This is a genomic window from Candidatus Binatia bacterium, from assembly GCA_036493895.1.
Classification (GTDB): Bacteria; Desulfobacterota; Binatia; order UBA1149; family CAITLU01; genus DATNBU01.
Window position 1 is genome coordinate 1 of the sequence record DASXOZ010000030.1, and the last position, 23,925, is coordinate 23,925.

The 23,925-nt window shown below is 66.0% G+C and carries 19 protein-coding genes; 3 read left to right on the forward strand and 16 right to left on the reverse strand.

The window, feature by feature from the left end:
* The 7 genes from VGK20_08105 to VGK20_08135 form a co-directional block, all read right to left on the reverse strand.
* A partial coding sequence (locus VGK20_08105) for a hypothetical protein (GenBank protein HEY2774002.1) occupies positions 1–304 on the reverse strand: 304 nt, incomplete at its 3' end.
* Positions 305–1,060: 756 nt separating this feature from the next.
* A complete protein-coding gene (locus VGK20_08110) occupies positions 1,061–4,273 on the reverse strand; it encodes an adenylate/guanylate cyclase domain-containing protein (GenBank protein HEY2774003.1) in 3,213 nt (1,070 codons plus the stop codon).
* Positions 4,274–4,584: 311 nt separating this feature from the next.
* Positions 4,585–5,190 (reverse strand): 3-isopropylmalate dehydratase small subunit, encoded by a 606-nt coding sequence (gene leuD / locus VGK20_08115; protein ID HEY2774004.1) that lies wholly within the window; start codon positions 5,188–5,190, stop codon positions 4,585–4,587.
* 28 nt (positions 5,191–5,218) lie between these two features.
* On the reverse strand, positions 5,219–6,637 hold the full coding sequence (gene leuC / locus VGK20_08120) for a 3-isopropylmalate dehydratase large subunit (GenBank protein HEY2774005.1): 1,419 nt from the start codon (positions 6,635–6,637) through the stop codon (positions 5,219–5,221).
* Positions 6,634–7,701: an isocitrate/isopropylmalate family dehydrogenase gene (locus VGK20_08125; protein ID HEY2774006.1), complete on the reverse strand. Its 1,068-nt coding sequence runs from the start codon at positions 7,699–7,701 to the stop codon at positions 6,634–6,636. Before VGK20_08125 ends, leuC begins: the two co-directional genes overlap by 4 nt.
* A 302-nt stretch (positions 7,702–8,003) precedes the next feature.
* On the reverse strand, positions 8,004–8,432 hold the full coding sequence (locus tag VGK20_08130) for a TA system VapC family ribonuclease toxin (protein ID HEY2774007.1): 429 nt from the start codon (positions 8,430–8,432) through the stop codon (positions 8,004–8,006).
* Entirely contained in the window at positions 8,429–8,680 is a 252-nt protein-coding gene (locus VGK20_08135) for a hypothetical protein (GenBank protein HEY2774008.1), read from the reverse strand. The genes VGK20_08130 and VGK20_08135 overlap by 4 nt, the downstream gene beginning before the upstream one ends.
* Before the next feature lie 475 nt (positions 8,681–9,155).
* Between VGK20_08135 and VGK20_08140 the strand changes: the two genes are divergently transcribed.
* Both VGK20_08140 and VGK20_08145 read left to right on the forward strand, forming a co-directional pair.
* Positions 9,156–10,097: a triacylglycerol lipase gene (locus VGK20_08140; protein HEY2774009.1), complete on the forward strand. Its 942-nt coding sequence runs from the start codon at positions 9,156–9,158 to the stop codon at positions 10,095–10,097.
* 115 nt (positions 10,098–10,212) lie between these two features.
* Complete coding sequence (locus VGK20_08145; protein HEY2774010.1) at positions 10,213–11,262, forward strand: lipase secretion chaperone; 1,050 nt, start codon at positions 10,213–10,215, stop codon at positions 11,260–11,262.
* A gap of 145 nt (positions 11,263–11,407) precedes the next feature.
* Here the strand turns inward: VGK20_08145 and VGK20_08150 are convergent, their stop codons facing one another.
* The 6 genes from VGK20_08150 to VGK20_08175 all read right to left on the reverse strand — a co-directional run bounded on the left by VGK20_08150 (position 11,408) and on the right by VGK20_08175 (position 20,679).
* Positions 11,408–13,129: a SulP family inorganic anion transporter gene (locus VGK20_08150; GenBank protein ID HEY2774011.1), complete on the reverse strand. Its 1,722-nt coding sequence runs from the start codon at positions 13,127–13,129 to the stop codon at positions 11,408–11,410.
* Complete coding sequence (locus VGK20_08155) at positions 13,130–13,474, reverse strand: metalloregulator ArsR/SmtB family transcription factor (GenBank protein ID HEY2774012.1); 345 nt, start codon at positions 13,472–13,474, stop codon at positions 13,130–13,132. It abuts the gene before it with no gap.
* Between the two features lie 294 nt (positions 13,475–13,768).
* Entirely contained in the window at positions 13,769–14,632 is an 864-nt protein-coding gene (locus VGK20_08160) for a methyltransferase domain-containing protein (GenBank protein HEY2774013.1), read from the reverse strand.
* A 194-nt stretch (positions 14,633–14,826) separates the two neighbouring features.
* Positions 14,827–17,964 carry an efflux RND transporter permease subunit gene (locus VGK20_08165; GenBank protein ID HEY2774014.1) on the reverse strand — a complete coding sequence of 1,046 codons (3,138 nt, stop codon included), beginning with the start codon at positions 17,962–17,964 and terminating at the stop codon, positions 14,827–14,829.
* Positions 17,961–19,055 carry an efflux RND transporter periplasmic adaptor subunit gene (locus tag VGK20_08170; protein HEY2774015.1) on the reverse strand — a complete coding sequence of 365 codons (1,095 nt, stop codon included), beginning with the start codon at positions 19,053–19,055 and terminating at the stop codon, positions 17,961–17,963. The genes VGK20_08165 and VGK20_08170 overlap by 4 nt, the downstream gene beginning before the upstream one ends.
* On the reverse strand, positions 19,039–20,679 hold the full coding sequence (locus VGK20_08175) for a TolC family protein (protein HEY2774016.1): 1,641 nt from the start codon (positions 20,677–20,679) through the stop codon (positions 19,039–19,041). The genes VGK20_08170 and VGK20_08175 overlap by 17 nt, the downstream gene beginning before the upstream one ends.
* Positions 20,680–20,779: 100 nt before the next feature.
* Here VGK20_08175 and VGK20_08180 point away from each other — a divergent pair, with 100 nt between their 5' ends.
* Positions 20,780–21,367, forward strand: coding sequence for a TetR/AcrR family transcriptional regulator (locus tag VGK20_08180; protein ID HEY2774017.1), 588 nt, complete (start codon positions 20,780–20,782; stop codon positions 21,365–21,367).
* 87 nt (positions 21,368–21,454) lie between these two features.
* Here VGK20_08180 and VGK20_08185 read toward each other — a convergent pair whose 3' ends face one another.
* The 3 genes from VGK20_08185 to VGK20_08195 are packed head-to-tail and all read right to left on the reverse strand — an operon-like array spanning position 21,455 to position 23,681.
* Entirely contained in the window at positions 21,455–21,835 is a 381-nt protein-coding gene (locus VGK20_08185) for a type II toxin-antitoxin system VapC family toxin (GenBank protein ID HEY2774018.1), read from the reverse strand.
* Positions 21,832–22,158, reverse strand: coding sequence for a type II toxin-antitoxin system prevent-host-death family antitoxin (locus tag VGK20_08190; GenBank protein HEY2774019.1), 327 nt, complete (start codon positions 22,156–22,158; stop codon positions 21,832–21,834). Before VGK20_08190 ends, VGK20_08185 begins: the two co-directional genes overlap by 4 nt.
* Positions 22,155–23,681, reverse strand: coding sequence for a YifB family Mg chelatase-like AAA ATPase (locus tag VGK20_08195; protein ID HEY2774020.1), 1,527 nt, complete (start codon positions 23,679–23,681; stop codon positions 22,155–22,157). The genes VGK20_08190 and VGK20_08195 overlap by 4 nt, the downstream gene beginning before the upstream one ends.
* Between the last annotated feature and the right edge of the window lie 244 nt (positions 23,682–23,925).

A 23,925-nucleotide genomic window follows, 5' to 3' on the forward strand; every position in this document is an offset into this window, starting at 1 on the left:
CGAGGCCCAGCCCTTCTCCGAGCCGCTGCGCGAGCTGCGTCGCATAGGCAGCCACCGCCGAGAACTCATCCGTGTCGGTACCCTTGGCGGACAGCACCGTGCCGTCGGGCGACAGCAGCACCATCAGCTTGAGGGCATCGGTCTTGTCTTCCATCTCTTTTTCCTCCGCTGTTCGCTTCCGGTCGCCTTCTTCCTCAGGCGACGCCACGGAGAGCCCGTCGCCGGCGGCGAGGCGCTCGAGGCGCTGTTGCCAGAGCAGGCGCCTGGCAACGTGCGACTTCGCGCCGCCCGGCCCAGCGTCCATGGGGCTCGCGTCGACCGCCGTAAGGGCCGGGTGGGAACGTTGACGCCACTTGCGGCTTCTCTTGACGCCGCTACTCACAGCGCCAGGTATGCAAGGAAGCTGCCAGTTGGGGAGACCGCACGGAGGTTGCCGATCGCGTAGCGCATTTTGCCGAGGCGCTGCCTGCTTCACGGGCACTACGAGTTCAGGCGACGCTTCGCCGCGGTTGCGCCCGTCAAGACGCGGCCCATTGCGCCGGCCACGCGCAGCGGCGCGGCGGCGCACAGCGCTGCGCCGCCTGTGCGACTCCTCTGCGCGTTCACTCTGTGGCGAAACTCACCGATTGTATCGCTAATGCCGCGCCGCAGCGCCTGTTCGGCACCGTTTCCAGGTTTGCCGCGGAGCCCGGCGCCGTGGCGCCACCCGCTATCCCCCGACATGGGGTTTGGCGATGTCGTCACCGCCGGGGCAACGAACAACCTAAGCACTGCGTGCCCGCAGCTTCGGCACCAATTTCTCCCGCGGCGGCCGCAGGCGTGTAACAGCGGGCCCGGGGTCAAGTTGCAATTCGCGTCGGCGATCCTCCGAGACGATGGCGGCAGACTTCGGCGCTGCTCGCGAGTGCAGCACCTTGCCCAAACCTTGGGCGACTTCGCTGCTCACACGAAGTCGTCAGCGAAGCCATGCGACTGTGCCGGCGACGCGGAGAAATCTTCCGATCCTGGTCCGTGCCGACAACGATGGTCCCGAACGGCTACCGACGCGGCAGTGTCATCGTCAATCGCCGAGCTCCCGCGCGAGGCGATCGGCAGCATCCGGTGCGCCCATGGCGCGGTACATGGACTCGGCCTCACGCAGCCCCGCTTCGAGAGCCTTGCGGTCGTCGCGACCGGCGAGGCGGGCCTCGGCCGCGCGAAGTCGCGGCAGCAGGGAGTTGCCGCCGCTCTTGCGTACCAGCTCGCGAGCTTCGGCAATGACGGGTGTGACCTCGTGCTCCGCCGCGCCGATCTCGACGAGCGCGTCGGCCAGCACGGCGCGAGCGACGGCAGATTGAAACCAGGCGCCGCCCGCATCCGAGGTGTCGATCGCTTCTTGCGCCTTGGCGATTGCGGCCTCGACGTCGCCGCGGGCCAGACGCGAATCGGCAAAAACCGCGAGGTTGAAGCCCAGCCATTCGAGCGCAGTGCCGGCGGCCCGCGCCTGTGCAATCCCTTCGGTAAGCCGATCTTCGGCCTCGCGATAGTCACCGTTCAAGAAATGGGCGGTCGCGAGGTTGTTGGAGGCGGTAATCTTCGAGAACCGGCTCCCACCTGCTTCGAAGATCTCCACTCCCTCCAGACAAGCCCGGCGAACGTCTGTCGCCGGCGCGCGCGACGTGCCGGCGAGATAGGCGCAGTGACTAAGGATTCCGAGCGCCCATCCGAGGTTCTCCAGTGCTCCGTGCTCGCGTGCCATCGCGATCGCGTGTTCGACCTGCGGCCAGCACTCGTCGAAGCGACCCGTCTGCGCCCGCATCCACCCTCGGCAGTGCTCGGCCCAAATCAATGGACTGTAGCCGATCAGCTCGCGGCCAACCTCCGGATCTCCACCCGTGAGCTCGGCGACGCGCTCCAATTCTTCAATCGCACGCGGAATGCGTCCCGCGACCCCGAGCCAGTACGCATGAGCGGTCTCGACCGAGAAGGTCTCGCCTGGACCCGTGTCATCGCGAAGCATGGCTCTCGCCTCTTCGGCTCGCTCGAGCGCCGCTTCTGCCCGACCGAGCATGCCGAGGTGCCCGGAAATGCCAGTCAGCGACGTGACCATGATCGCCGGACGTCCGAGCTCCTGCGCCAGGGCGCGTACCTCGTCCATGCATTCGCGCATGTCGTCCTCGCTCATGCCGAGACGCCAGGAGCCGCCAGCCAGAAGAACGCCGCAGGCGCGCAGCCGCGACTCCTTCACCTCTGCGTCGTCGCACGACCGGCCAAGCTCGCGCACCTTGCGCCAGTGACGCAGTCCTTCGACCGGATCGCGTGCGCCGGCCCACTCGGCGGCGCGGCGATGCCAGCGCACCGCCTGCCGGGCATCGGCGGCCTCTTCCCAGTGATGCGCGAGCAACGCTGCCTGCTGATCGAGGTCGCCGCCGTGCGCTGCCTCGATGACGCGCGCCACCGCTGCGTGCAGTCGCCGCCGTCGCTCCTGAAGTTGCGAGGCGAGCGCGACCTCCTGCGTGAGCGGATGCTTGAATAGATATTCCGCGACCGGGTACAGCGACTGCTCGTACACGAACTCGGCGTCTTTCAAGGTCTGGAGCGCTTCGCGCAGCTGCGGCGCGTCCTGTTCGACGACGGCGGCGAGCGTGGGCTCGTCGAACTCGCGCCCGATCACGGCAGCGGTTTGCAGGACGTCCTTCTCGCGCGCGGCGAGGCGATCGATGCGTGCCGCCAGCAGCGCGTGCACGGAGCTCGGCACCTCCAGCTTGTGGACGGGCGTGACCAGTCGATACGCGCCCTTGCTGCCCTGGAGCTTTCCCGACTCGATCAGGTTCTGCACCACCTCCTCGGTGTAGAAGGGATTGCCGGCCGTGCGGGCATAGATCGCGTCGGCAAGTCCAACGATGCTGGGGTCGTTGCCGAGCAGCGCCTCGAGCAGCTCGCGGATGGCATCGGGACCGAGCAGTGCCAGCGGCAGCTGATGGTAATACGACCGCCCCATCCACGATGCCTGGTACTCGGGACGGAAGTTGAGCAGCACGAGATGGCGCGTCCCCACGATCGCTTCGAGCAGCGGCTCCACAAACGCTGCGCTGCCGCCGTCGAACCAGTGCAGATCCTCGAGCAGGGTGACTTGCGTCTCGCGTTGCCCGCGCGCCTGTACCACGCGTCGCACCAGGTCGAATAACTGCCGCTGGCGCGCCTCGGGGTCGATGCGCGGGGGCGGGTTGTCCTGATCCGGAACTCCGAGGAAGTCGAAGATCAGTGGCAGGCTCTCGCGCAGGCGCTCGTCGAGCAGCAGCAGGCGGCCGGCAATGCGCTCGCGCGCCGTCGCGTCGCTGTCCTGGTCGGTGATGCCATAAAAAGCGCGGAACAGCCGCTGCACCGGCAGGAACGGAATCGCCTTGCCGTGGGCGACACCGGTCGTCTCGTACGTCATGAGGCCCTGCGACCGGCAGCGCTCCAGGAATTCGTAACAGAGCCGGCTCTTGCCGAGTCCCGCCTCGCCGACGATGCCGACCACCTGCGCATGACCTTCGCGGGCGCGTGCCAGCGCGGTTTCGATCAGGTGCATCTCATCGCCGCGCCCGACGAAACGCGAGAATCCGCGGCTCCGCGAGACATCGAGTCGCGTGCGCATCTGGCCGAGCCCCTGCATCTCGTAGACGTGCATCGCGCCTTGCACGCCCTTGATCTCCATTGCGCCGAGATCGCAGAGCGTGAAGTAGCCCTGCACCTGAGCGGCAGTGTGGGCCGTCAGGTAGACCTTGCCGGGCTCGGCGATCTGTTCCATGCGCGCCGCCAGCCCGACGGTATGGCCCTGGGCCGTGTAATCCATGCGCAGACCGTCGCCGACCGTGCGGATGCTGCCCACGACGACCTCGCCGGAGTTGAGACCGAGACGCGCCGAGAAGTTCAGCCCGCGGCCCAGGCGCAGTTCGTTGGCATAACGCCGGAGTCCGTCCTGCAGGTGCAACGCTGCGTAGCAGGCGCGGCGCGCATGATCCTCGTGCGCGATTGGCGCGCCGAACAGCGCCATGATCCCGTCGCCGGTGAACTTGTCGACGAAGCCTTCGAAGCGCTCTACGCCCTCGGCGAGGATCGTAAAGAAACGCTGCATGATCTCCGACCAGGCCTCGGGGTCCATCTGTTCGGCCAGGTCCATCGAGCCTTTGATGTCGGCGAACAGCACCGTCACCTGCTTGCGCTCGCCTTCCAGGCCGCCGCGTGAGCTCAGGATCTTCTCGGTGAGGTGCCTGGGGGCGGTGCGTACGGCCAGCTGCGGAGCGGACATCGCCGGGCGAGCGGTCAGCGCGCCGCCGCAGCCGCCGCAGAACTTCTCGCCGCGCTGGTTCGCCTCGCCGCACGACGCACAACGCGCGGCAAGCGCGGCGCCACATTCGGCACAGAACCGGCGCTCGGCGCGGTTGTCGTGCTTACAGGATGGGCATTGCATTGCTGTAGCGCCTCGCGCTCGCTGACTAGCATGGGGGGGTCAAAAGTCAGAGCGGGGACCGACCCCCGGGCAGAAACTGCAGCGCTACTCGGATTCGCCACGGGCACAGTCGAGCGCAGTCGACCGCAAACCCTTTCGGGAAATTGTCGTCAGAGGTAGACCCAGGGTCGGCGCTCCCGGTCCGCTTCTTCGAAACGCTCGATCGCCTGGCCGCGTCTCAACGCAAGCGCCAGGTCGTCGAGACCTTCCAGGAGAATCTCACGACGAAGCGTCCCCACATCGAAGGGGAAGGTGCGACCGCTCGGTGCGGTCACGCAACAATTCTCGAGATCGATCCGGAACCGTTTCGTGTCCCCCCGCGCCTCCTCTACCAGCGTCGCCATATCCGAGGCGTCGAGGACGACCGGCAGCAACCCGTTCTTGAAGCAATTGGAACGGAAGATGTCGCCGAAGCTCGGGGCGATGATGCAACGAAAGCCCATGCCGCGCACGGCCCAGACGGCAGTCTCTCGCGAACTTCCGCAGCCAAAATTGTGACCGGCCAGTAGAATCTCGGCGCCCTTCCAGCGCGCGCTGTTCAGGGCACAGTCCGGCTTGAGCGTGCCGTCGGCCGCGAATCGCAGCGACTCGAACGCGTGCTCGACCATGGAAGCCGTGCCCTCGAGAATTCGCCGCAGCGGCGTAATGACATCGGTGTCTACGTTGTCGACGGGAAAAGGGAGCGCGAGGCTATCAAGGGAGACGAACGGATCCATGGTTTTTCTTCCTTCGGTCGCCCACGCCTCAGGCGAGCGGCAACAAAGAGCGCGGATCGCGGATGCATCCGCTCACCGCTGCCGCGGCTGCAGTCGCCGGGCTTGCGAGGTGCGTGCGCGCACCCGGGCCCTGACGCCCGACGAAGTTGCGGTTGGAGGTCGAGACCGCGCGTTCTCCCGATGGCACGGCGTCGCCGTTCATCGCGATGCACATCGAACAGCCCGGCTCACGCCACTCGAAACCCGCGTCGCGGAACACGCGGTCGATCCCGAGCGCGACGGCTTCGCGCTGAACGCTCCGCGAACCTGCCACTACCCACGCCCGCACACCGGCCGCGACCTTGCGACCGCGCACCACGCGCGCGGCTTCGACCAGATCGGCGAGCCGGCTATTGGTGCAGGAGCCGATGAACACATGCTGCACGGCGATACCGTCGAGCGGTTCGCCGCCCTCGAGTCCCATGTAGGAGAGCGCATCGAGCCAGCTCCGCCTCGCCGCCGCGTCGGGAGCGCTGGCCGGATCGGGAACTCGTGCGTCGATCGCGACGGCGTGGGCGGGACTCGTGCCCCAGGTGATTTGCGGCGCAAGACTCGCGACATCGAGAGTGACTTCGCGGTCAAAAACCGCGCCGGTTTCGCTGGCAAGAGTGCGCCAGTGGCGCACCGCACGATCCCATTCGTCGCCGGCCGGGGCGTAGCGCCGTCCGCGCAGCCATTCGAACGTTGCTTCGTCGGGCGCCGTGAAGGCAAACCGTGCACCCATCTCCAGCGAGAGGTTGCACAGCGTCATGCGGCCTTCGAGTGAAAGCGCTTCCGAGAAACTTCCGGCGAACTCGACAGCGTAGCCGCAACCCGCGTCCGGCCCGTCGCGCGCGATGATCGCGAGGGCGACGTCTTTCGCGCTGACGCCCACTCCGAGCTTCCCGTCGATCCGTAGCCGCATCGTGCGCGGGCGATCGAGAACAAGCGTCTGCGTGGCCAGGACCTGGGTGACTTCCGTATTGCCGATGCCCAGGGCGAGTGCACCGAAGGCTCCCTGCGTGGAGGTATGACTGTCTCCGCACACGATCGTCAGTCCCGGCAGGGCCAGCCCGAGCTCCGGAGCGGAGACGTGGACGATGCCCTGTTCCTCGCTGCCCAAGTCGAACAGATGGATGCCGAGCTTCGCGCAGTGGTGTCGGAAAAGATCCAGCAGTGGACCGCCTCCGGCGGCATCGTCGTAACGGCTCGGCGAAGTCGATACGCCGTGATCCGGGAAAGCGAAGGTAAGCTCGGGCCTGCGGCAGCCGAGGTTCTTCTCCTCCAGGGATTGCATCGAGAAGGGGCCCGAAAGATCGTGAAGCAGGTGGCGGTCGATGTGGATGAGGTCGGCCTGCTCGTCGAGCCGCTCGACCACGTGCTCGTTCCACACTTTCTCGAACATCGTGCGCGGCCTGGGCGAGTTCATCGGAGATTCGCCTCTACGGCGTCGCAGAAGCGCCCGGTCGTGGCGGTTCCACCCTGGTCCGGCGTGAGAATCGTGCCCTCCGCATACGCCGCGCGCACCGCGCGCTCTATGGCTGCGGCCGCATCGGCAAATCCGAGATACTCGAGCATCATCGATGCGGAGAGCAGCGTCGCAGTCGGATTGATGACGTGGCGGCCGACGAGATCGGGTGCCGTACCGTGCGCCGACTCGAAGTAGGCGTAGTCGTCGCCGTAGCAGCCGCTCGGCGCGAGACCGAGCCCGCCGACCAGACCCGCAGCTGCATCCGACAGGACGTCGCCGTAAAGATTCGGCATTACGAGCACGTCGAAGGACGCCGGCCGGGCGGTCAGGCGATGGGCAAGATCGTCGATGAGAAGCGTCTCGAACTTGACGTCGGGATACTCGCTCGCGATCGCGGCGCCGACTTCCCGGAACAGCCCGTCGGTGCGCGGCAGCATGTTCCATTTCGCGCCCAGCGTAAGGTGGCCGGGTCTTCCCGCGGCCTTGCGCCTCCTGGCCACTTCGAAGGCGTAGCGAATCACGCGTTCGCTCCCCCGGCGCGTAATGGCCTTGATCGCAAAGCTTCCTTCACCCAGCTCGTCCACCCGTTTACCGGCCGTCAGGCTGTGGAGCGACAGTGGCGCAAGCTCGGCGATCTCGCCTTCGGCGTAAAGATAGAGGTCCTCGAGATTCTCGCGCACCAGCACGAGGTCGATTCCGGAGGGATCAGCGAGGCTGCTGCAAAACCCCTTGCTCCAGCGCAGCGGCCGAACGTTGGCGTAGGTCTGCTTGCCCCAGCGCAGATAGAACAGCGCACGGGCGGAAGCGCCCGAGGTGGCGCCGAAGAGCGTGGCGTCGGCGGCATCGATGGCTGCGCGCGCCGAGTCGGGGAACGGATCGCCGCTCTGGCGCATCGCCGCTTCGCCGACCAGCGGGAAACTCCAGCGGATTGGCAGCCCCATGCGCTCGAGGAGAGCGATGCTCGGCTCCATGGCTTCCGGCGCTGCGTCTTCCCCGGGCAGGACGACGACGGTCTTCGTCATCGTCGCCATTCGCGCGGCGATCGCGACGACGCGCCCGGAACGATCGCCCTAGTGAAGTGGGAGTGCATCTTCGGATTCTCCTGTCGTCTTGCGAACTCCAGCTTTCGGTCATGATCGTGTGGGGCTGGCGAGGCGAGTTCGGCGAATCAGCCGGGCTGGCGTCAATAAGAGTGACGGCGCCACGTGGTGTCAAGGCAGTTCACCGCGCATCCCGCTGCAACGTGCCACCGGACCCTCTACCGGCGCGATGAGTCGCTCCAGGCCACTCGCTGCGTCCGAACCAAGTGTCAATTCGTGCGGATCTACAGAGGATGGACGAGGCGAAGGCCAGGGAGCTTCACGAAGCTGCGGTCGTGGGTCCACAACTCGGAGGCGCCATGCTCGAAGACGGTGAGCGCGATCTGAAGATCGAAAACGCGCGGGCCCGCCACTTGCAGATCCTCCGCGAGCTGAAGAAGCCTCTCGTCGAACCCGGTCCCCGGCGTCCAGACGATCATACCGGCGTCGGCGCGAAGGTTGCGAAGAAACGCGGCCGCCTGAGTCGTGGAGGAAGCGCCTCCTGCCGCGCTGGCATGCGTGACGACGCTCCAGAACTCTCCCACGCTCTGCAAGGCAATGCCCCAGCCCCGCGGATCTTCGGCTGCGCGCTCGATCGATTTGCGAGCGGCCCGGTGCTCGCCTGTTCCCCGACGGTGCGCGTAGACCAGCAGATTGGTGTCGATCGCGATCATCGCCTCTTTCGGAGCCAGTCGTGCATTTCTTCCCGATCCGCCAGATCCAGCCCAGGCGGCAGGCCGCCAGTCACTGTCACCCATCGAATGGATCGCGGTTGCTCCCGCTTCGCCGACTTGCCGGGTTTCCCGGCGAGCTGATCGCGTAGCCCCTCGGTCACCAGCGAGCGCAACGGCCTGCGCAGCTCGGCGGCTCGCTTCTTGGCGCGCACGAGCAGTTCGTCGGGGATGTCGATCGTGGTCTTCATACAGCAAGCTGTATTACCATAAATATTGCTCGTCAAGGGCGGCGCGAACGATTCCCTGACGTCGTGCTTCGGCAGGGAGGATGCCGCTGAGCTGGGGCATCAGGGTGAAGATCGAGACGCCGGCGATGTACCACGTGCGCTCCCCGTGGGTGCCCTTTAACGTCCCATAAGTCCATGGCCGGGTGGGCCCAGCATGGACCGCGCGGAGCGCGGAGCCGGCGAAAAGCGGCCGCGGCGATATGGTTTTTTACAGACTCAGAATCGGGGGGCCACCCCAAGTAGCTACAGGCGCGGCGAAGTAGTCGTCTGCGTACGGCTCCGCCCATGTAGCGAGTAGCGCTCTCCACTTTAACTACTTGTTCTATAAGGAGAATCTTCGCACAGCGATCTTCCCAGGGCGGGTGCCGCATGCTAGCAAATGCCTCGAACAGGGGCCTCGGACCTGTTCCACATCACTCCGGGAGAATCGCGATCCATGAAAAAAATTCTGATAGCCATGACCGTGGCTGCACTGCTCGTCTCGGCTGCGCCGCGTCCGGCGTCGGCGTTCTGCCTGTTCAACTGTTCCACTGCGAAGACCAAGTATCCGATCGTGCTCGAGCACGGCATGGCCGGTTTCGACGCACTTTTTGGTGTCTATGAATATTTCTACGGAATCACGTCGGATCTCACCGATCACGGCGCGACCGTCTACACGCCGAACGTCAGTGCGTTCAACTCGAGCACGCAGCGCGGTGAGCAGTTGCTGTCGCAGGTGCAGACGATCGTAGCCGCAACCGGCAAGGGCAAGGTGAACCTGATCGGCCACAGCCATGGCGGCTTCGACATCCGCTACGTCGCTTCGGTGCGTCCCGACCTGGTCGCATCGGTGACGTCGGTCGCAACGCCGCACAAGGGCGCCGATCTCGCGACGTACCTGCGCTCGCACATCTCCGGCGGAGGCTTCGTCGAGAGTGTGCTCTCGTACTTCGCCAACAGCCTCGGCATGGTGCTGAACCTTCTGACCGGGCACAGCAACCAGCAGGATGCGATCGCCGGCCTGGATTCGCTGACCGCGACCGGCGCCGCCGCGTTCAACGCTTCGTATCCGAAGGGCGTACCGACGACGTCGTGTGGCAGCGGTGCAGCCACCGTCGGCGGCATCTACTACTACTCGTGGTCGGGAACCGGCGTGCTGACCAACGCGCTGGACATCTCCGACGTGGCTCTCGGCCTGTCGTCGCTCTTCTACTCGGAGTCGAACGACGGCCTGGTCGGCCGCTGCAGCTCGCACCTCGGAACCGTGATTCGCGACAACTACTTCCAGAACCATCTGGACGAGGTCAACCAGGTGCTCGGCCTGGTGTCGATCTTCGAGACCAATCCGGTCACGCTGTTCGAGAATCATGCCAATCGGCTGAAGAACCTCGGCCTCTGATTCGCATTCCGGCGGCGCCGGAATCAGAATCCCAGCGCGAAGGCGGGTCCGACAAGCGCGGACCCGCCTTCCGTCGTTCGAGCCGACCGATTCGAGCTGACCAAGAGGAAGCGAATTGACGACGAGAGTTCGCACGCTGGTATGGATCGGCATCGTGACCGGTCTGTTGCTGATGTGGTGGTCGCGGCCCTCGCGCGTCGGCGTGCCGGGTGCAGGGAGCATCGCAGCAACGACGAGCACCCCGTCGGCCGACGAGGATGCCGCGCGTGCACGCGGCGCAGACTCGCTGCGCGACAGCGCAGCGCATCACAACGCCGAGCATCACGAAACCTCCGGTGTCGGCTCGCTGGCGGGAACCGAAGTGGCCGGCGGGCTGCTCGTCGACGCCAGCGGCAACTTCGTGCCCGGTCCGGAAGCCGTCGAACTGTTCGAATATTTCCTGTCGACGATCGGCGAGAAGCCGGTCGAGCAGATCCTCGCGGATATCAGGAACGAGATCCGGCGCCGTCTTCAGGCGCCCGCCGTCGACCAGGCGCTGGCCTTCCTCGACCGCTACATGCTCTACCGCGACCGCGGCGTCGCGCTCGGCCTGTCGGATCCGGGCAGCGACGACCTGCGCGCACGATTCGAGAGCCTGCGCGCTCTTCGCCGGGAGATCTTCGGTCCGGAACTTTCCGATCGGCTGTTCGGCGACGCCGAGGCGGAAGCCGAGGTCGCGATCGAGCAGCAGGAAGTCGCCAAGGATCCGGACCTCAGCGACGAAGAGAAGAAGGCGAAGATCGACAAGCTCTACGAAAACCTTCCGCCGGCGGCCCGCCAGGCCTACGAGCAGTCGAAGGCCGTCGAGACGCTCGAGGAGGACGAGGCGAAGATCCGCGCATCCGGTGGCGGCGACGAAGACATCCGCACACTGAGGGTCGAGCGTTTCGGGGAAGACGGCGCCGACCGGCTGGAAACTCTCGACAAGGAGCGCGCGCAGTGGAATTCGCGCTTCGACGACTACCGTAGCGCGCGAGACGGCATTCTTGCCGACGCCAGCCTGTCGGATGCCCAGAAGCAGGCGGCCATCGATCGCCTGCAACAGCAGCGTTTCAACGACAACGAACGCATCCGGGTCAAGGCCCTGGACGAACTCCGCGACCAGCAGCAGAGCGCATCCCGCTAGATCGGAGGGGATAGCGACGGAGTCGCAGCGCTGTCGCGGGGTCGGTCGCGCTCGCGCTCGACGCCCGGCGCATGACGCCCGGCGCATGACGCGCGGTGCGTGACGCGCAATGCATGACGAATAATGCGCGGTGGGTGCCCCCGCGTCAGGCCGACTCGCGCCATGCCGGCGGCGTCGCTTCGGCCAGGATCTCCCGCGCGCGGTCGAGCCCCGCGGCAAGGTTGGGCTGCAGGTTGGCGTCACCGATGTGCCGGTGGAACTCCGCTTGCTCCATCAGCTTCGAAGGCTGGTCGCGCATTCCGCAGATCACCAAGTGACGCCCGGTCGCCTCGAGCCTGGCGCCCAGGTTCTCGAGCGCGTGCAGGCCGGTGGCATCAATCGCGGTCATGTTGCGCACCCGCAGGACGACCACTGTCGGCAGGTCGTCGAACTCCTCTTCGATGACCGCCAGCTTGTCGGTCGCGCCGAAGAGGAAGGGCCCGTGGATGCGGTAGACGACGACGCCGTCGGGAATCGGGTTCGACTGCAGGCTGTGCACGACGCCGCCGGCGACGTACTCCGCGGTGACGCGCGAGACGGTCGTCGTGCTCGTGACCTTGCGGATGTACAGAAGCGCCGCGAGCATCATCCCGGCTTCGACCGCCACCGTAAGGTCCGCGAGCACGGTGAGCGCGAACGTGATCATCCAGACTGCAATGTCGGCCCACGTCAGCCTCACGATCTCGCCGATCTGCCCCCACTCGCCCATGTTCCACGACACCACCATCAGGATTGCCGCCAGCACGCACAGCGGAACGTGCCCGGCAAGAGGCGCCGCGACGAGAATGACGAGCAGAAGCGTCAGTGCGTGGACGATCCCCGCCACCGGCGTGCGTGCGCCCGAGCGGATGTTGGTCGCTGTCCGCGCGATCGCGCCGGTTGCCGGCAGGCCGCCGACGAGCGGGGACATGATGTTGGCGATCCCCTGCGCGAACAGCTCGACGTTCGGATTGTGCCTGTCGCCCGACATCCTGTCGGCGACGACTGCCGACAGCAGCGACTCGATCGCACCGAGCATGACCACCGTCAACGTCGGAGACAGCAGAGGCAGGATCAGGTCGGCCCGGAAGTGCGGCAACATGATCGTCGGCAGCCCGCTCGGGATTCCGCCGAACCGCGATTTGATGGTTTCCACCGGCAGCCCGAAGAGCCACGCGACGATCGTTCCGACGACGAGCGCGACGACGGAGCCAGGCACCGCAGGGCGATAGTGGCGCACGACCAGGATGACGGCGAGCGCGGCGACCGACATCAGCGTCGCGGACCACGACAGCGAGCTCCAGTGCGCGCCGATCGCCTGCAGGCGGCCGAGGAAGTCCCCCGGCACCGGGTCGATCGCGAGGCCGAAGAAGTCCTTGATCTGCGTGCTGGCGATCAGCACCGCGATGCCGTTGGTGAAGCCGATGACGACGGGCCGCGGAACGTACTTGACGGCGGTACCGAGCCCGGTGACGGCGAGCGCGACGAGAATCACGCCGGCCATCATCGTGCACATGAACAGGCCGTCGAGGCCGTGTCTGGCAACGATCCCCGCGACGACGACGACGAAAGCGCCGGTCGGGCCGCCGATCTGGGTGCGCGAGCCGCCGAGCGCCGAAATCAGGAATCCCGCAACGATGGCGCAGTAGATCCCCGCCTGCGGCGCTACGCCGGAGGCGATCGCGAAAGCCATCGCGAGCGGCAGTGCGACCAGCCCCACCGTGATCCCGGCCAGCGTGTCGGCGGCCAGCGTGCCGAGCGTGTAGCCGCGCAGGCACAGCAGCAGCTTCGGCAGCGGTATCGCCGACGCGTCACGACTCCTGGCCTGGGTGCCGACGGACATGCGCATCTACAGCTCCTGCAGGATTCGCAGGGCTTCCTGGACATGGGCCTGGAAGTACTTGCGCATCTTCGCGAGGATCTCGCTCAGCAGCGGGTCGCGAAGCGCGTAGAAGGCCTGCGTTCCTTCCTTGCGGTTGACGACGAGTCCCTTGGCACGCAGCACCGCCAGGTGCTGGGACAGGTTGGCCGGCTCGATCCCGATCTTCTCCATCAGGCTGGACACTGGCTGCTCGCCCTCGGCAAGACACTCGGCGATGTGGATGCGCGTCGGGTGCGCGAGCGCCTGGAACACTTCGGCCTTGAAGCGCCGCAGCGCTACGGAGCGGTCGCCGTTCGTCGGAGCACGTTTCATCGATTTCGGCATTGCGTAATTGCGCAATTATGAACCGAAGGATCCGGGATTTCAACTGCCGCGCGCGCGTCACTATGTCTCGACGACAGGTGGGGAAAGGCCGGCCGTCGCCCATTTGTCGGTGGCGACGACGACGCCGCATGCCCGTCTACTCCGCATGCTTCGCGACGAGCTCGGGCACGAACTGTGCGACGTCGAGAGTCCCGAGACAGCAGCAAGGTCGGGCTCACCGCGAGGAGGCCGAGTGGTGCGGGTGCTCCGCCGCGCGGGGGCGTCTCCCCCTTTTCATCCCTGTCAGCTTACCGGATTGCGCGCCGTTACGATCCACGCCGCGCCGTCGATCATCACTGACCGCTCGCCGGGGCGGCCTGCGAAGGCGGCACGAACCGCGGCCGAGGCGCGGGCGCGGATGTCGTCGGGCTGATTAGCGAGGGCGCGCGACAGCGGCCCGACCTCGAACGCTATCTCCACCGCGTCGTCGATCGCCGCGTCCCGCGTCCTGCCCTCGCCGAACGGGATGGAAGCATCAAAGGGCGCGATAGCAATATCGGTGAAGCCGGCCGCCGTCAGAATGCGCGCCATCCTCCCCGGGTCGCTGAACGAGAACGGGCCGGGCGCTTCGGGATCGGGCGGCGCGGTCGGCGGAACGATGCCCTTGATCGCGCCCATCGGCAGGCGCACCCAATCGTTCTCGGCCGCGCCGCGCCAGCAGACGAAAGCTACCCGCCCGCCCGGCTGCAGCGCGCGGCGCAAATGGGCGAACGCCCCTGCCGGATCGTCGAAGAACATCACCCCGAAACGTGAGAACAGGATGTCGAACGCGCCCTGGGGCAGTTCGGCACTGCCCGCGTCGGCCACCCGGAACTGGGCCGGCGCATCCTGTGGCGCAAGCGCGCGCGCTCGGCCGATCAGCGGTTCGGATATGTCCACGCCCAGCACTTGGCCCCTAGCGCCGACGCGGGCGGCCAGAGCCAGACTCGACGCGCCCGCGCCGCAGCCGACATCTAGCACGCGCTCGCCCGTCGCGGGCGCGGCGGCTTCGATCGCGGCCTGGCCGAACACCGCCAGCATGGCGTCGAGCCGGGCCTGGTAGGCGACCCAGCGCTCCCCGCTTTGGCCGTTCCAGTCGGCGACCTGATCGGTATTTCGCTCTGTCATGCCATTTCCTCGTTCTGATTCACCAAGCTATCCTTTGATTCGTTACTGCCAAGCCGGCATGGCTCGCACGCAACCGCGATTGGCGACGACAACAGCTGTCCGGCGCGGCGCTCTCGCCTCGAGTCGCTCGATTTCGCGCACCGACACGCAGCCACGCCACCGAGGCAGGCCAGGGCGGCGTCGTCCTCGCACTCTCACTGCGGAAGCATAGCCTGCCACGAGGTACGCTCTGCACCATTGGATAGGCCCCGTTCGAACGGAACGAGTGGGCTCGTCTCCGTGATCGTCGGGTCGATCCTGAACCAGATCGCGTACAGCGCCGGCAGGAAAACCAGCGTGAGAACCGTCCCGGCGAATGTTCCACCGATCAGCGTATACGCGAGCGTTCCCCAGAAGACCGAGTGCGTCAGCGGAATAAACGCCAGCATGGCGGCGAGCGCCGTCAGGATGACCGGTCGCGCGCGCTGGATAGTGGCTTCGACGACGGCATCGAAGGGCGCCAGCTGGTCTTCCTCGTTGGTGCGGATCTGGCCGATCAGGATCAGCGTGTTGCGCATCAGGATTCCCGCAAGCGCAATCAGACCGATCAACGCGTTGAACCCGAACGGTTGATGGAACAGCAGCAAGGTCGGGACGACCCCGACCAGGCCGAGCGGTGCGCTCGCGAACACCATCGCCATCGCGGAGATCGACCGGACCTGGAAGATGATCGTGATGAGCGTGAGAGCGATCATGATGGGGAACAGCGGAGCGATCGCACGATTGGCCTTGCCGGACTCCTCGGTGGCGCCGCCCTCCTCGATTCGGTAGCCCGCCGGCAGATTCGCGACGACGGGCTGGAGCGCTTTCCGGATGGCCGCAGACACGTCCGGCGGTTGCAAGCCGTCGGCAATGTCTCCACGCACCGTCACCGTCGGTGTGCGATCGCGCCGACGCAGGACGGGATCTTCCATGCGGATCTCCACCTTACCGATTTGCGACAGTGGAATCCGCTGGCCTGCACTTCCCACCAACGTGAAATCGGTGATGCGGCTCGGATCGAGCCGCGCGTCGCCCGCAGAGCGGGCAATGACCTGCACCGAGCGGATGTCTTCGCGGACCTCGGTGATCGGGATTCCGCTCAGCAGGAACTGAAGTTGCTGCGCAACGTCGCCCGTCGTCAAGCCGATCGTTTGCAGCCTGTCCTGCTCGAGCGAGAAATGAAGCGTGGGCACGCGATCGCCCCAATCGGTATTGACGGTTCTCATCTCCGGCTCGGCCTGCATCGTGGCACGGACCTGCGCCGCAATTTCGCGGAGCTTCTCGGGCTCAGGTCCCATGACGCGAAAGGCGACGGGGAAGGGCGAGGGCGGACCGAACACGAGCTGGGTAGCGCGCAGGCGGGCTTCCGGCGCCAGGCCGGCCGCCACCGCCTGTCGAAACTTCAGCTTGAGCGCGTCACGCGATTCTTCGCTCTGTGTCAGGACGACGATCTTCGCGAACGAGGGATCGGGCAGCTCGGGAGACATGGGGATGTAGAAGCGCGGCGCACCCTGTCCGACGTAGGCGGTCACGATCGCCGCTTCCGGCTGCTCGGCCAGCCACGACTCGACCTTGGCGCTGGCGGCACTGGTCTGCTCGATCGACGTGCCATACGGCATCTGCACTTCGATGAGCACCTCCGGCCGATCGGAATTCGGAAAGAACTGCTGCTTGACGACTCCCATGCCGAGGAGCGCGACGGCGAATACGCCGACCACGCTCCCGGCGACGAGCCATTTGCGGCGAACGACGAGACCAAGCACCCGGCGAAAACGGTTGTACAGAGGCGTGGCGTAGATCGCGCCGTGCCCGCCCTTTGGCTTCGCGACGTCCGGAAGCAGCTTCACTCCGAGATAAGGCGTGAACACGACCGCAACGATCCAGGATGCGATCAGCGCGATTCCTACGATCCAAAACATGTTGCTGGTGTATTCGCCGGCGCTCGATTTGGAGAAGCCGTTCGGCATGAAGCCGATCGCGGTCACCAGGGTCCCGGCGAGCATGGGCGCGGCGGTATGGCTCCAGGCATACGCTGCCGCGTGCGTGCGCTCGTGGCCTTCCTTCATCTTCACGACCATCATCTCGATCGCGATGATCGCATCGTCGACCAGCAGCCCGAGCGCCAGGATGAGCGACCCGAGCGTGATGCGATCGAAGTCCTTGCCGGTCGCCGCCATCACGATGAACACCGCGGCAAGCGTCAGAGGTACGGCCGCCGCGACGACCATTCCGGCGCGCCATCCCATGCTGAGAAAGCCCACCAGAATCACCACGGCGAGGGCAACGAAGAACTTGATCATGAACTCGTCGACGGCCGAGCGGATGTTCACGGACTGGTCGGTGACCTTCGACAGCCCCATGCCGAGCGGCATCTCCGCATTGATCGCCGCCGCTTCGGTCTCGAGCGCTTTGCCGAGGTCGAGGCCGTTCCAGCCTTCGCGCATGATCACGCCGAGCAGCAAGGTCGGTTCGCCGTTGTTGCGGATCAGGAGAGTCGCCGGATCCTCGTAGCCTCGTGTCACCGTGGCGACGTCGGAGAGCTTGAGCGTACGGCCCTGCGCGGCGACGGGCGTACTCCGGATCGCATCGAGGTCGGCGATTGCTCCGTCGAGTCGGATGAAGACCTGCGGACCGTTGGCTTCGAACGAGCCCGCCGGCGTGATCTCGTTGCGGCCGCTGAGTGCGGCAAAGATGTCCCGAGGTGACACGCCGAGGGTGGCGAGGCGATCATGGGAGAATTCGACGAAGATCTTTTCCGCCTGCTCGCCGATGATGTTGACCTTCTTGACACCCGGTACGTGAAGAAGCCGTTGGCGTAAGACTTCGGCATCGCGAACGAGGAATCGATGAGGCTCTCCGCGCGCCTTCAGCGCATAGAGCGCGAAGTTCACGTCCGAATATTCGTCGTTCACGATCGGACCGATCACGCCCCGCGGCAGGTTGTGGGCTTCGTCTCCGAGCTTCTTGCGTGCCTGATAGAATTCTTCCGCAACTTCGGCCGGTGGGGTGCTGTCGAGCAGAATCACCGTGGAGAAGGCCAGTCCCGGCCGCGAGAATGTCTCGGTCCGGTCGTACCAGCGGAGCTCCTGCATCCGCTTCTCCAGCTTCTCGGCGACCAGCTCTTCCATCTCCTTTGCCGTGGCTCCCGGCCACGCCGTGACGACGGTCATCTGCTTGATCGTAAAAGAGGGATCTTCCGCCCGCCCGAGCCTGAAAAAGGCCATGATGCCGGCGATGGCGATCGCGACGAGCAGGAAAAGAGTGACCGAGCGCTCTCGTACGGCGAGAGCGGAGAGATTGAAGCTGCTCATGGCTCGGCGGTCGCGCTCCCCGCCAGTCGCACCGACTCGCCTTCGTGCAGCAGATGTACGCCGAGCGCGACGATGCGATCGCCCGGCGCGAGATCGCCGACAACCGCGGCCGCTTCCGCGCCGAGTTGAGAGACTTCGACCGCACGCCACGTGACCCGAGGCGTTTCGCCTTCGATCCGCCACACGCCTGGACCATTGCCCGCATCGAAAATCGCGCCGGTCGGGACCCGTAGTGTCGGCGTGGACGTGATGGACGGAATCTGGATCGACACGGTCGAGCCGAGCGGCGCCTCTGCCAGACTCGCGCCCAGTACATACCGTGCCTCGAACGTCCGAGTCTTCGCGTTTGCGGCATCCGACAACTGGCGAAGTTGCGCAGAGCCCGTCAGCTCGCTTCCATACAACATCGCCCGGCCCATCGATCCGATTGCCGGACGAACCGTTTCGGGCAGATCGATGACCGCTTCGCGTTGACCGGCATGCGCGATACGCACGACGACCTGTCCGGCGGCAACGACTTGTCCCGGTTCGGCGAGAGTCTCCACCACCACACCGTCGGCATCGGCAAGAAGATCGGTATAGCTCGTTTCATTGCGAGCGACATCGGCGTAGGCGTCGGCCGCGTTGAGCTCCGCCTTTGCCGACTTGGCCGCCGCTTCGGCTTTTTCGTAAGTCGAGGCGGAGACCGCGCCCGCAGCGCTGAGAGCGCGATCGCGAATCTCGTCCTTCTCGGTCTGGCGCGCGCGCGCCGCCGCGGCCGCAACGGCCTCCTCTCTCGCGCGCGCGGCAAGCTTCAAATCCGCGGCATCGATACGCATCAGCGGTTGGCCGCGCGTCACGGTTTGACCGGTGTCGACCAACCGCTCCAGGATCTTTCCGGGCACCCGGAAGCCAAGGTCGCTTTGCACACGCGCCGCGACGATTCCCGTGAACGAGCGCTCCGTCTGAGTGGCGGCCTCCACCGTTGCGACCCGCACGAGAGCACTCTGCGTGCGCGGGTCGTCGGACGAGTTCGCGTTCGTGCAGGCAGCCGAGGCGAAGGGCAACAGGGCCAAAGAGGCGAAACGCGAAAGATTACCGCGCTGAAGCATGGAGGTCTCCGTCGGTTGGTGATCGCGGCGATGTGTCGTGAGCGGAAGTTGGATGCGCGGTCCTGGCAGTGCCGGTCGCTACGTTGCTCGGTCCCGACCATCCGCCTCCCAGAGCACGGAACGATGCGACCGCGGCGCGCGCGGAGTCGGCGCGTGTCTTTGCCAGCTCGTCGTCGGCGACGAGGAGTAGGCGGTCGGCGTCGAGGACGTCCGTCAGGCCGATGGCGCCTCCTCGATACGCAGTCTCCGCAAGATCGCGCGACTTCTGGAGCGCCGCCACCTCGCTCGCGAGCTCGTTGCTGCGTGCCTCCGACTCAGCGAGCAGCATGAATGCGTTCTCGACGTCTTCGGCAGCCCGAAGAATCGAGCTTCGAAAACGAGCCAATGCTTCGGCTTCGGCGCCGCGAGCCTCCGCGACCTCGCTGTGGATCTTGCCGAAGTCGAAGAGTCGCCAGCGCAGCCCCGCGATGCCTTGCGGCTGGAATGTCGCCGATCGGAAGAGATGATCGACGTCGACACTCTCGAACCCGAGCAGGCCGGCGATCGAGAGCTTGGGATAATACTCTGCAAGTGCAGCGCCGATCCGCGCGCTCGATGCCGCGACACGGCGCTCGGCGGCGATCACGTCCGGCCGCCGGCGCAGGACATCGACGGGTTCATCGCCGCTGGGAATGTTCGGGATGGCCGGAATCTGAGCCTCGCTCGCGAGCTCTGCCGCAAAAGTGCCAGCAAAAGTGCCAGGTTGTTCGGCCATCAGAACGTCCAGGCGATTGCATTGGGCTTCGAGGCCGGAGACGAGCAGCGGCACCGTGCCGCGGGCGTGCGCGAGCAGCGCGTCAGCCTGGGCGACTTCGAGTTCGCTGGCATCGCCGTGTGCGAACCGAAGGCGGATCAGACCGAGCAGACGCTCGTCGGTCGCAATCTGCTCGCGAGCGAAGGCAAGACGCGCCTGGAAGCCGCGCACGAGGAAATAAGCGTCCGCTGCTTCTGCCGCGACGGTGATCCGGGTAGCGACGCCGGCCGCTTGCGCGGCTTCCGCTTCCGCTCCTGCGGCCTGCGCGCCACGTCTGAGCCCGCCGAAAAGATCGACTTCCCAGCTCGCGCCCACGCCGATGTCGTAGAGCGTGACGTTGCGATCGAACCCCGGCGATTGCCCGCCGATCGCGCCGATCGGGCTCTCGAGGGATTGACGAATGGGCGAGACCTGGGCGGCGGCATCCGCGGTCGGGAAAAGCGCTGCGCCGGCTCCTCGTGCCGCTGCCCGCGCCTGGTCCACCCGTGCCAGGGCGGCCGCGAGGTCGAGATTCTGTTCCAGCGCACGCTCGATGAGGCTCGTGAGTTCCGGATCGCCGAAGCCCGTCCACCAGCGATCGAGCGGGGGCGCGGGTGCCGCGGCGTTCCTCGCGTGGATCGCAGCCGCGTTGTGAAAGCCGCCGAGCTTCAGGGGCAGGGGGTGATAGTCGGGACCGACGGTGCAACTCGCGAGGCTGATGGCGCAGAGGATTACGAGCCTGGCACCGGAGGGATGGAGAATGCGGAGCCTCGTGGCGAGCGTCCCCGTCTGCCAGCGGGCCGCCACGAGTGTGCGAGGCGGGCTCTCGGCCAGGATCGAGCACCGAACCATGGACGTTGTAGTATGATGATGATCATAGCAAAGCAAGCGGAAAATACACTAAGACTATGGGTACTTGACTGTCTATAGCATGATTGCTAGCATTTAGCCTGTGCGATATGACGAGGCCCACAAGGAAAAGACGCGACTTCGAGTCCTCGGCGAAGCCGCCGCGGCGATCCGGACGAAGGGCGTGGAGCGTGTCAGCGTTGCGGAGGTAATGGCCGCCGCGGGGCTCACGCATGGTGGGTTCTACGCCCACTTCGAATCGAAGGACGACCTGGTCGCGCAGGCGATCACGCACATGTTCGGCATCGCGCACGGCCGCTTCCTGAGTCTGACGGAGGAGCGCGAGCCCGCGGCGGCGATCGCGAATTACGTGGAGTTCTATCTCGGGGCGTCGCACCGTCTCGATCGCGCGGCCGGCTGCCCAGTCGCAACACTTTCGGGCGACCTCCCGAATATGTCGGAACGAGCGCGCGAGCGCTTTACCGACGGCACCGAGCGTTGGGCCGCAGCGCTTGTGAAGCTCGCGAAGAAACTCGGTGTAAAAGATGCGGAGGCGGTCGCCTGGTCGGCGATCGCCGAGATGGCCGGCGCGCTCGCGCTGTCGCGCACCGTCTCCGACGAGCGGGCGGCGGCGATCCTGCGCAACTCACGCGCGAACGTGAAGGGGCGGTTCGGTATCGGCGCACGCTGACAGGACCAAGATCAGTAGTGGGTATTTTGCCGGGGTTGGCCGCGCTTGTCTTGCTCACGTCCACGCTCCTGCCGCGTACGGCGCCGCTCACCACACCGTCTTCAGCGCGTCGTACCGTCGAAGTTGTTCATCCTTCGTCACCAGCGTCGCCGCGGCAAGCAACGCCGTCGCTGCAATGATGCGATCTCCGGGGTCGCCATGAATCTCGAGCCTGGAGCCTACGGCGGCGACGGCCGGTGTCAGCGGGAGGATCTCGGCCCTTGTGGATTCGAGCGCGTGTTCAATCCATTCGAGAAGGCTCCGGTCGAGCTCGATTCTGCGCTTGCGGACCAGCATTGCAGTTTCCCAAAGACTGATCGCCGCTACTCCGACGCGCTTCGCTCGTCGGATCTCCTTCGCGGCTGGCCGGCTCAGCCGCTTCGGGTCGCTGGCCAGCCAGATCCATGCGTGCGTGTCGAGGACGATCAAGACTCGACGTCCCAGGGCTCGTCGAGAGGCGCAACGATGTCTCCATGGTACTTCACGCTGCCGAGCAGGCTCGCGGGCTTCGTTTCCGGAGTAATCGGGACAAGTTGAGCGACTGGACGGCCGTGCTTGGTGATGATCACGCCGGCTTTCGTTTCGGCGACGCGATCGAGCACGGACAGGCACTTGGCCTTGAATTCGCCGGCGGCCATTCGCTGGGAATTTTTCATGGTCATAATTTTATGACCTAATTGATGCGGCGGAGCAATCCCTGGAAGGCTCGACCAGTCCTGCTGCGCCAAGGCAGACTGCCTCGTGTCGATCACCGGGCCACACATGCACGTCCGGTTGCTGCATCGCGGCGCTCGATCCCCGTGGGTTGCTCCGTCGACACCCGGTATTGCAATGCCTCGGAGACATGCGCGTGATCGATTTCGTCGCTGCCGGCAAGGCACGCGATCGTTCGCGCGACACCGACGCAGCGTGAAATCCCTCGCGCCGAAAGCGCCATCGTTCGCGCCGCACGCGCAAGCACGGACTCTGCTGCCGCAGTAAGCCGCATCGCCGCTGCGAGTCGTCGGCGCCGACGCGCGGCGACGACACGTGCTCTTGCCGCTGCGCTGGTCTCCTCGGTTCCACTCGCGCGCAGCTCCTCCACCTCCACGCTCGGCACGTCCACGTAAAGATCGATGCGATCGAGCAACGGCCCGCTGATGCGCGCGCGATATCGCGCGACATCTCCATCGCTGCAGCGACACTCCCGCAGTTTCGTGCGCCAGTAACCGCAAGGGCAGGGATTCATCGCCCCAACCATCAAAAATCTCGCAGGAAACGTCGTCTTTGCCCCCGCGCGGCTGATCGTGAGCTTGCGGTCCTCCAAGGGCTCGCGAAGCTGGTTGAGGATCCGCGGCGAGAACTCGGGAAGCTCGTCGAGGAAGAGCACGCCGTTGTGCGCGAGGCTGATCTCGCCGGGCTGAGGCCAGGAGCCGCCGCCGACCAGGCCGGCGCCCGACGTCGTATGGTGCGGCGCCCGCCACGGTCGTCTCGTCACGAGCACGGCTTCGCCCTTGGTTCGCGCGATGCTGTGGATGGACGTCGTCTCAATGGCTTCGGCCAGGCTCATCGGCGGAAGAAGAGTGACCAGCCGCCGCGCGAGCATCGTCTTGCCGGCTCCGGGCGGACCCGAAAGAAGCAGCGGATGTTCGCCGGCCGCCGCGATCTCCAGTGCGCGCTTGGCGGTACCGAGTCCGCGAATGTCGCAGAGATCGACTTCGTCGCGCTCATCGGCCGCGGCGGTCAGCAGCCGCGATGCATCGGTATGCACCGGCGACGAGGAAAAGTTGCCCGAAACCAGCTCGAGCGCTTCACGAAACGTCGCGACGCCGTAGACGCTGACGCCTTCGGCCAGCGCCGCTTCCGCGGCATTCGGACGGGCGACCACGAGGCGCGCCGGTCCGTCGCGCGCCGCCGCGATCGCTGCCGGGAGTGCGCCGCTGACGGGCCGAAGCGTCCCGTCCAGCCCGAGCTCGGCCAGGAAGACGGCGTTGGCGATGGCTGCGACCGGGATCTTTCCGTCCGCAGCGGCGATCGCGATGGCGATGGCGAGATCGAAGCCGGAGCCTCCCTTGCGTCTGGACGCGGGAGAAAGGTTGACCGAACAGCGTTTGGACGGGAACCCGCCGAGCGTGTCGCGTACCGCCGTGCGCACGCGCTCGCCGCCCTCGCGCACGGCCGCGTCGGGCAGGCCGACGATCACGAAATAAGGAAGCCCGTTGGCAACGCTCGCTTCGACCTGCACGAGGTAGCTGTCGATGCCCTGATGCGCGGCGGTAAAGGTCACAGCGTACACGGGCTGTTTTCTGCCGCGTGCGCGGGCGGGTCATCAATGACAGCGCAGGAATTTCCGCGATTCGCGAAGACAATTTCCGCTGCTGCGGCGGCAAAAGCGCCTTCGCGGACAGTCACTGGCACCCGCGGCAATCCTGTCCTAACGTTTTCCTTACAATGATCCCCCCAGATTCTCCGTTCCTGGGCAAAAGCAGGAACACGGCCTCGCACGGATGGTCGCCTTTTTTCCGCGCACTGCCGACCGC

Coding starts and splice junctions, on each gene's coding strand:
- leuC (HEY2774005.1), bottom strand. CDS start 6,637: ATGAACTCGCCCAGGCCGCGCACGATGTTCGAGAAAGTGTGGAACGAG.
- VGK20_08130 (HEY2774007.1), bottom strand. CDS start 8,432: ATGATCGCGATCGACACCAATCTGCTGGTCTACGCGCACCGTCGGGGA.
- VGK20_08135 (HEY2774008.1), bottom strand. CDS start 8,680: ATGAAGACCACGATCGACATCCCCGACGAACTGCTCGTGCGCGCCAAG.
- VGK20_08165 (HEY2774014.1), bottom strand. CDS start 17,964: ATGAGCAGCTTCAATCTCTCCGCTCTCGCCGTACGAGAGCGCTCGGTC.
- VGK20_08150 (HEY2774011.1), bottom strand. CDS start 13,129: ATGCGCATGTCCGTCGGCACCCAGGCCAGGAGTCGTGACGCGTCGGCG.
- VGK20_08110 (HEY2774003.1), bottom strand. CDS start 4,273: ATGTCCGCTCCGCAGCTGGCCGTACGCACCGCCCCCAGGCACCTCACC.
- VGK20_08160 (HEY2774013.1), bottom strand. CDS start 14,632: ATGACAGAGCGAAATACCGATCAGGTCGCCGACTGGAACGGCCAAAGC.
- VGK20_08155 (HEY2774012.1), bottom strand. CDS start 13,474: ATGAAACGTGCTCCGACGAACGGCGACCGCTCCGTAGCGCTGCGGCGC.
- VGK20_08175 (HEY2774016.1), bottom strand. CDS start 20,679: ATGGTTCGGTGCTCGATCCTGGCCGAGAGCCCGCCTCGCACACTCGTG.
- VGK20_08125 (HEY2774006.1), bottom strand. CDS start 7,701: ATGACGAAGACCGTCGTCGTCCTGCCCGGGGAAGACGCAGCGCCGGAA.
- VGK20_08170 (HEY2774015.1), bottom strand. CDS start 19,055: ATGCTTCAGCGCGGTAATCTTTCGCGTTTCGCCTCTTTGGCCCTGTTG.
- leuD (HEY2774004.1), bottom strand. CDS start 5,190: ATGGATCCGTTCGTCTCCCTTGATAGCCTCGCGCTCCCTTTTCCCGTC.
- VGK20_08140 (HEY2774009.1), top strand. CDS start 9,156: ATGAAAAAAATTCTGATAGCCATGACCGTGGCTGCACTGCTCGTCTCG.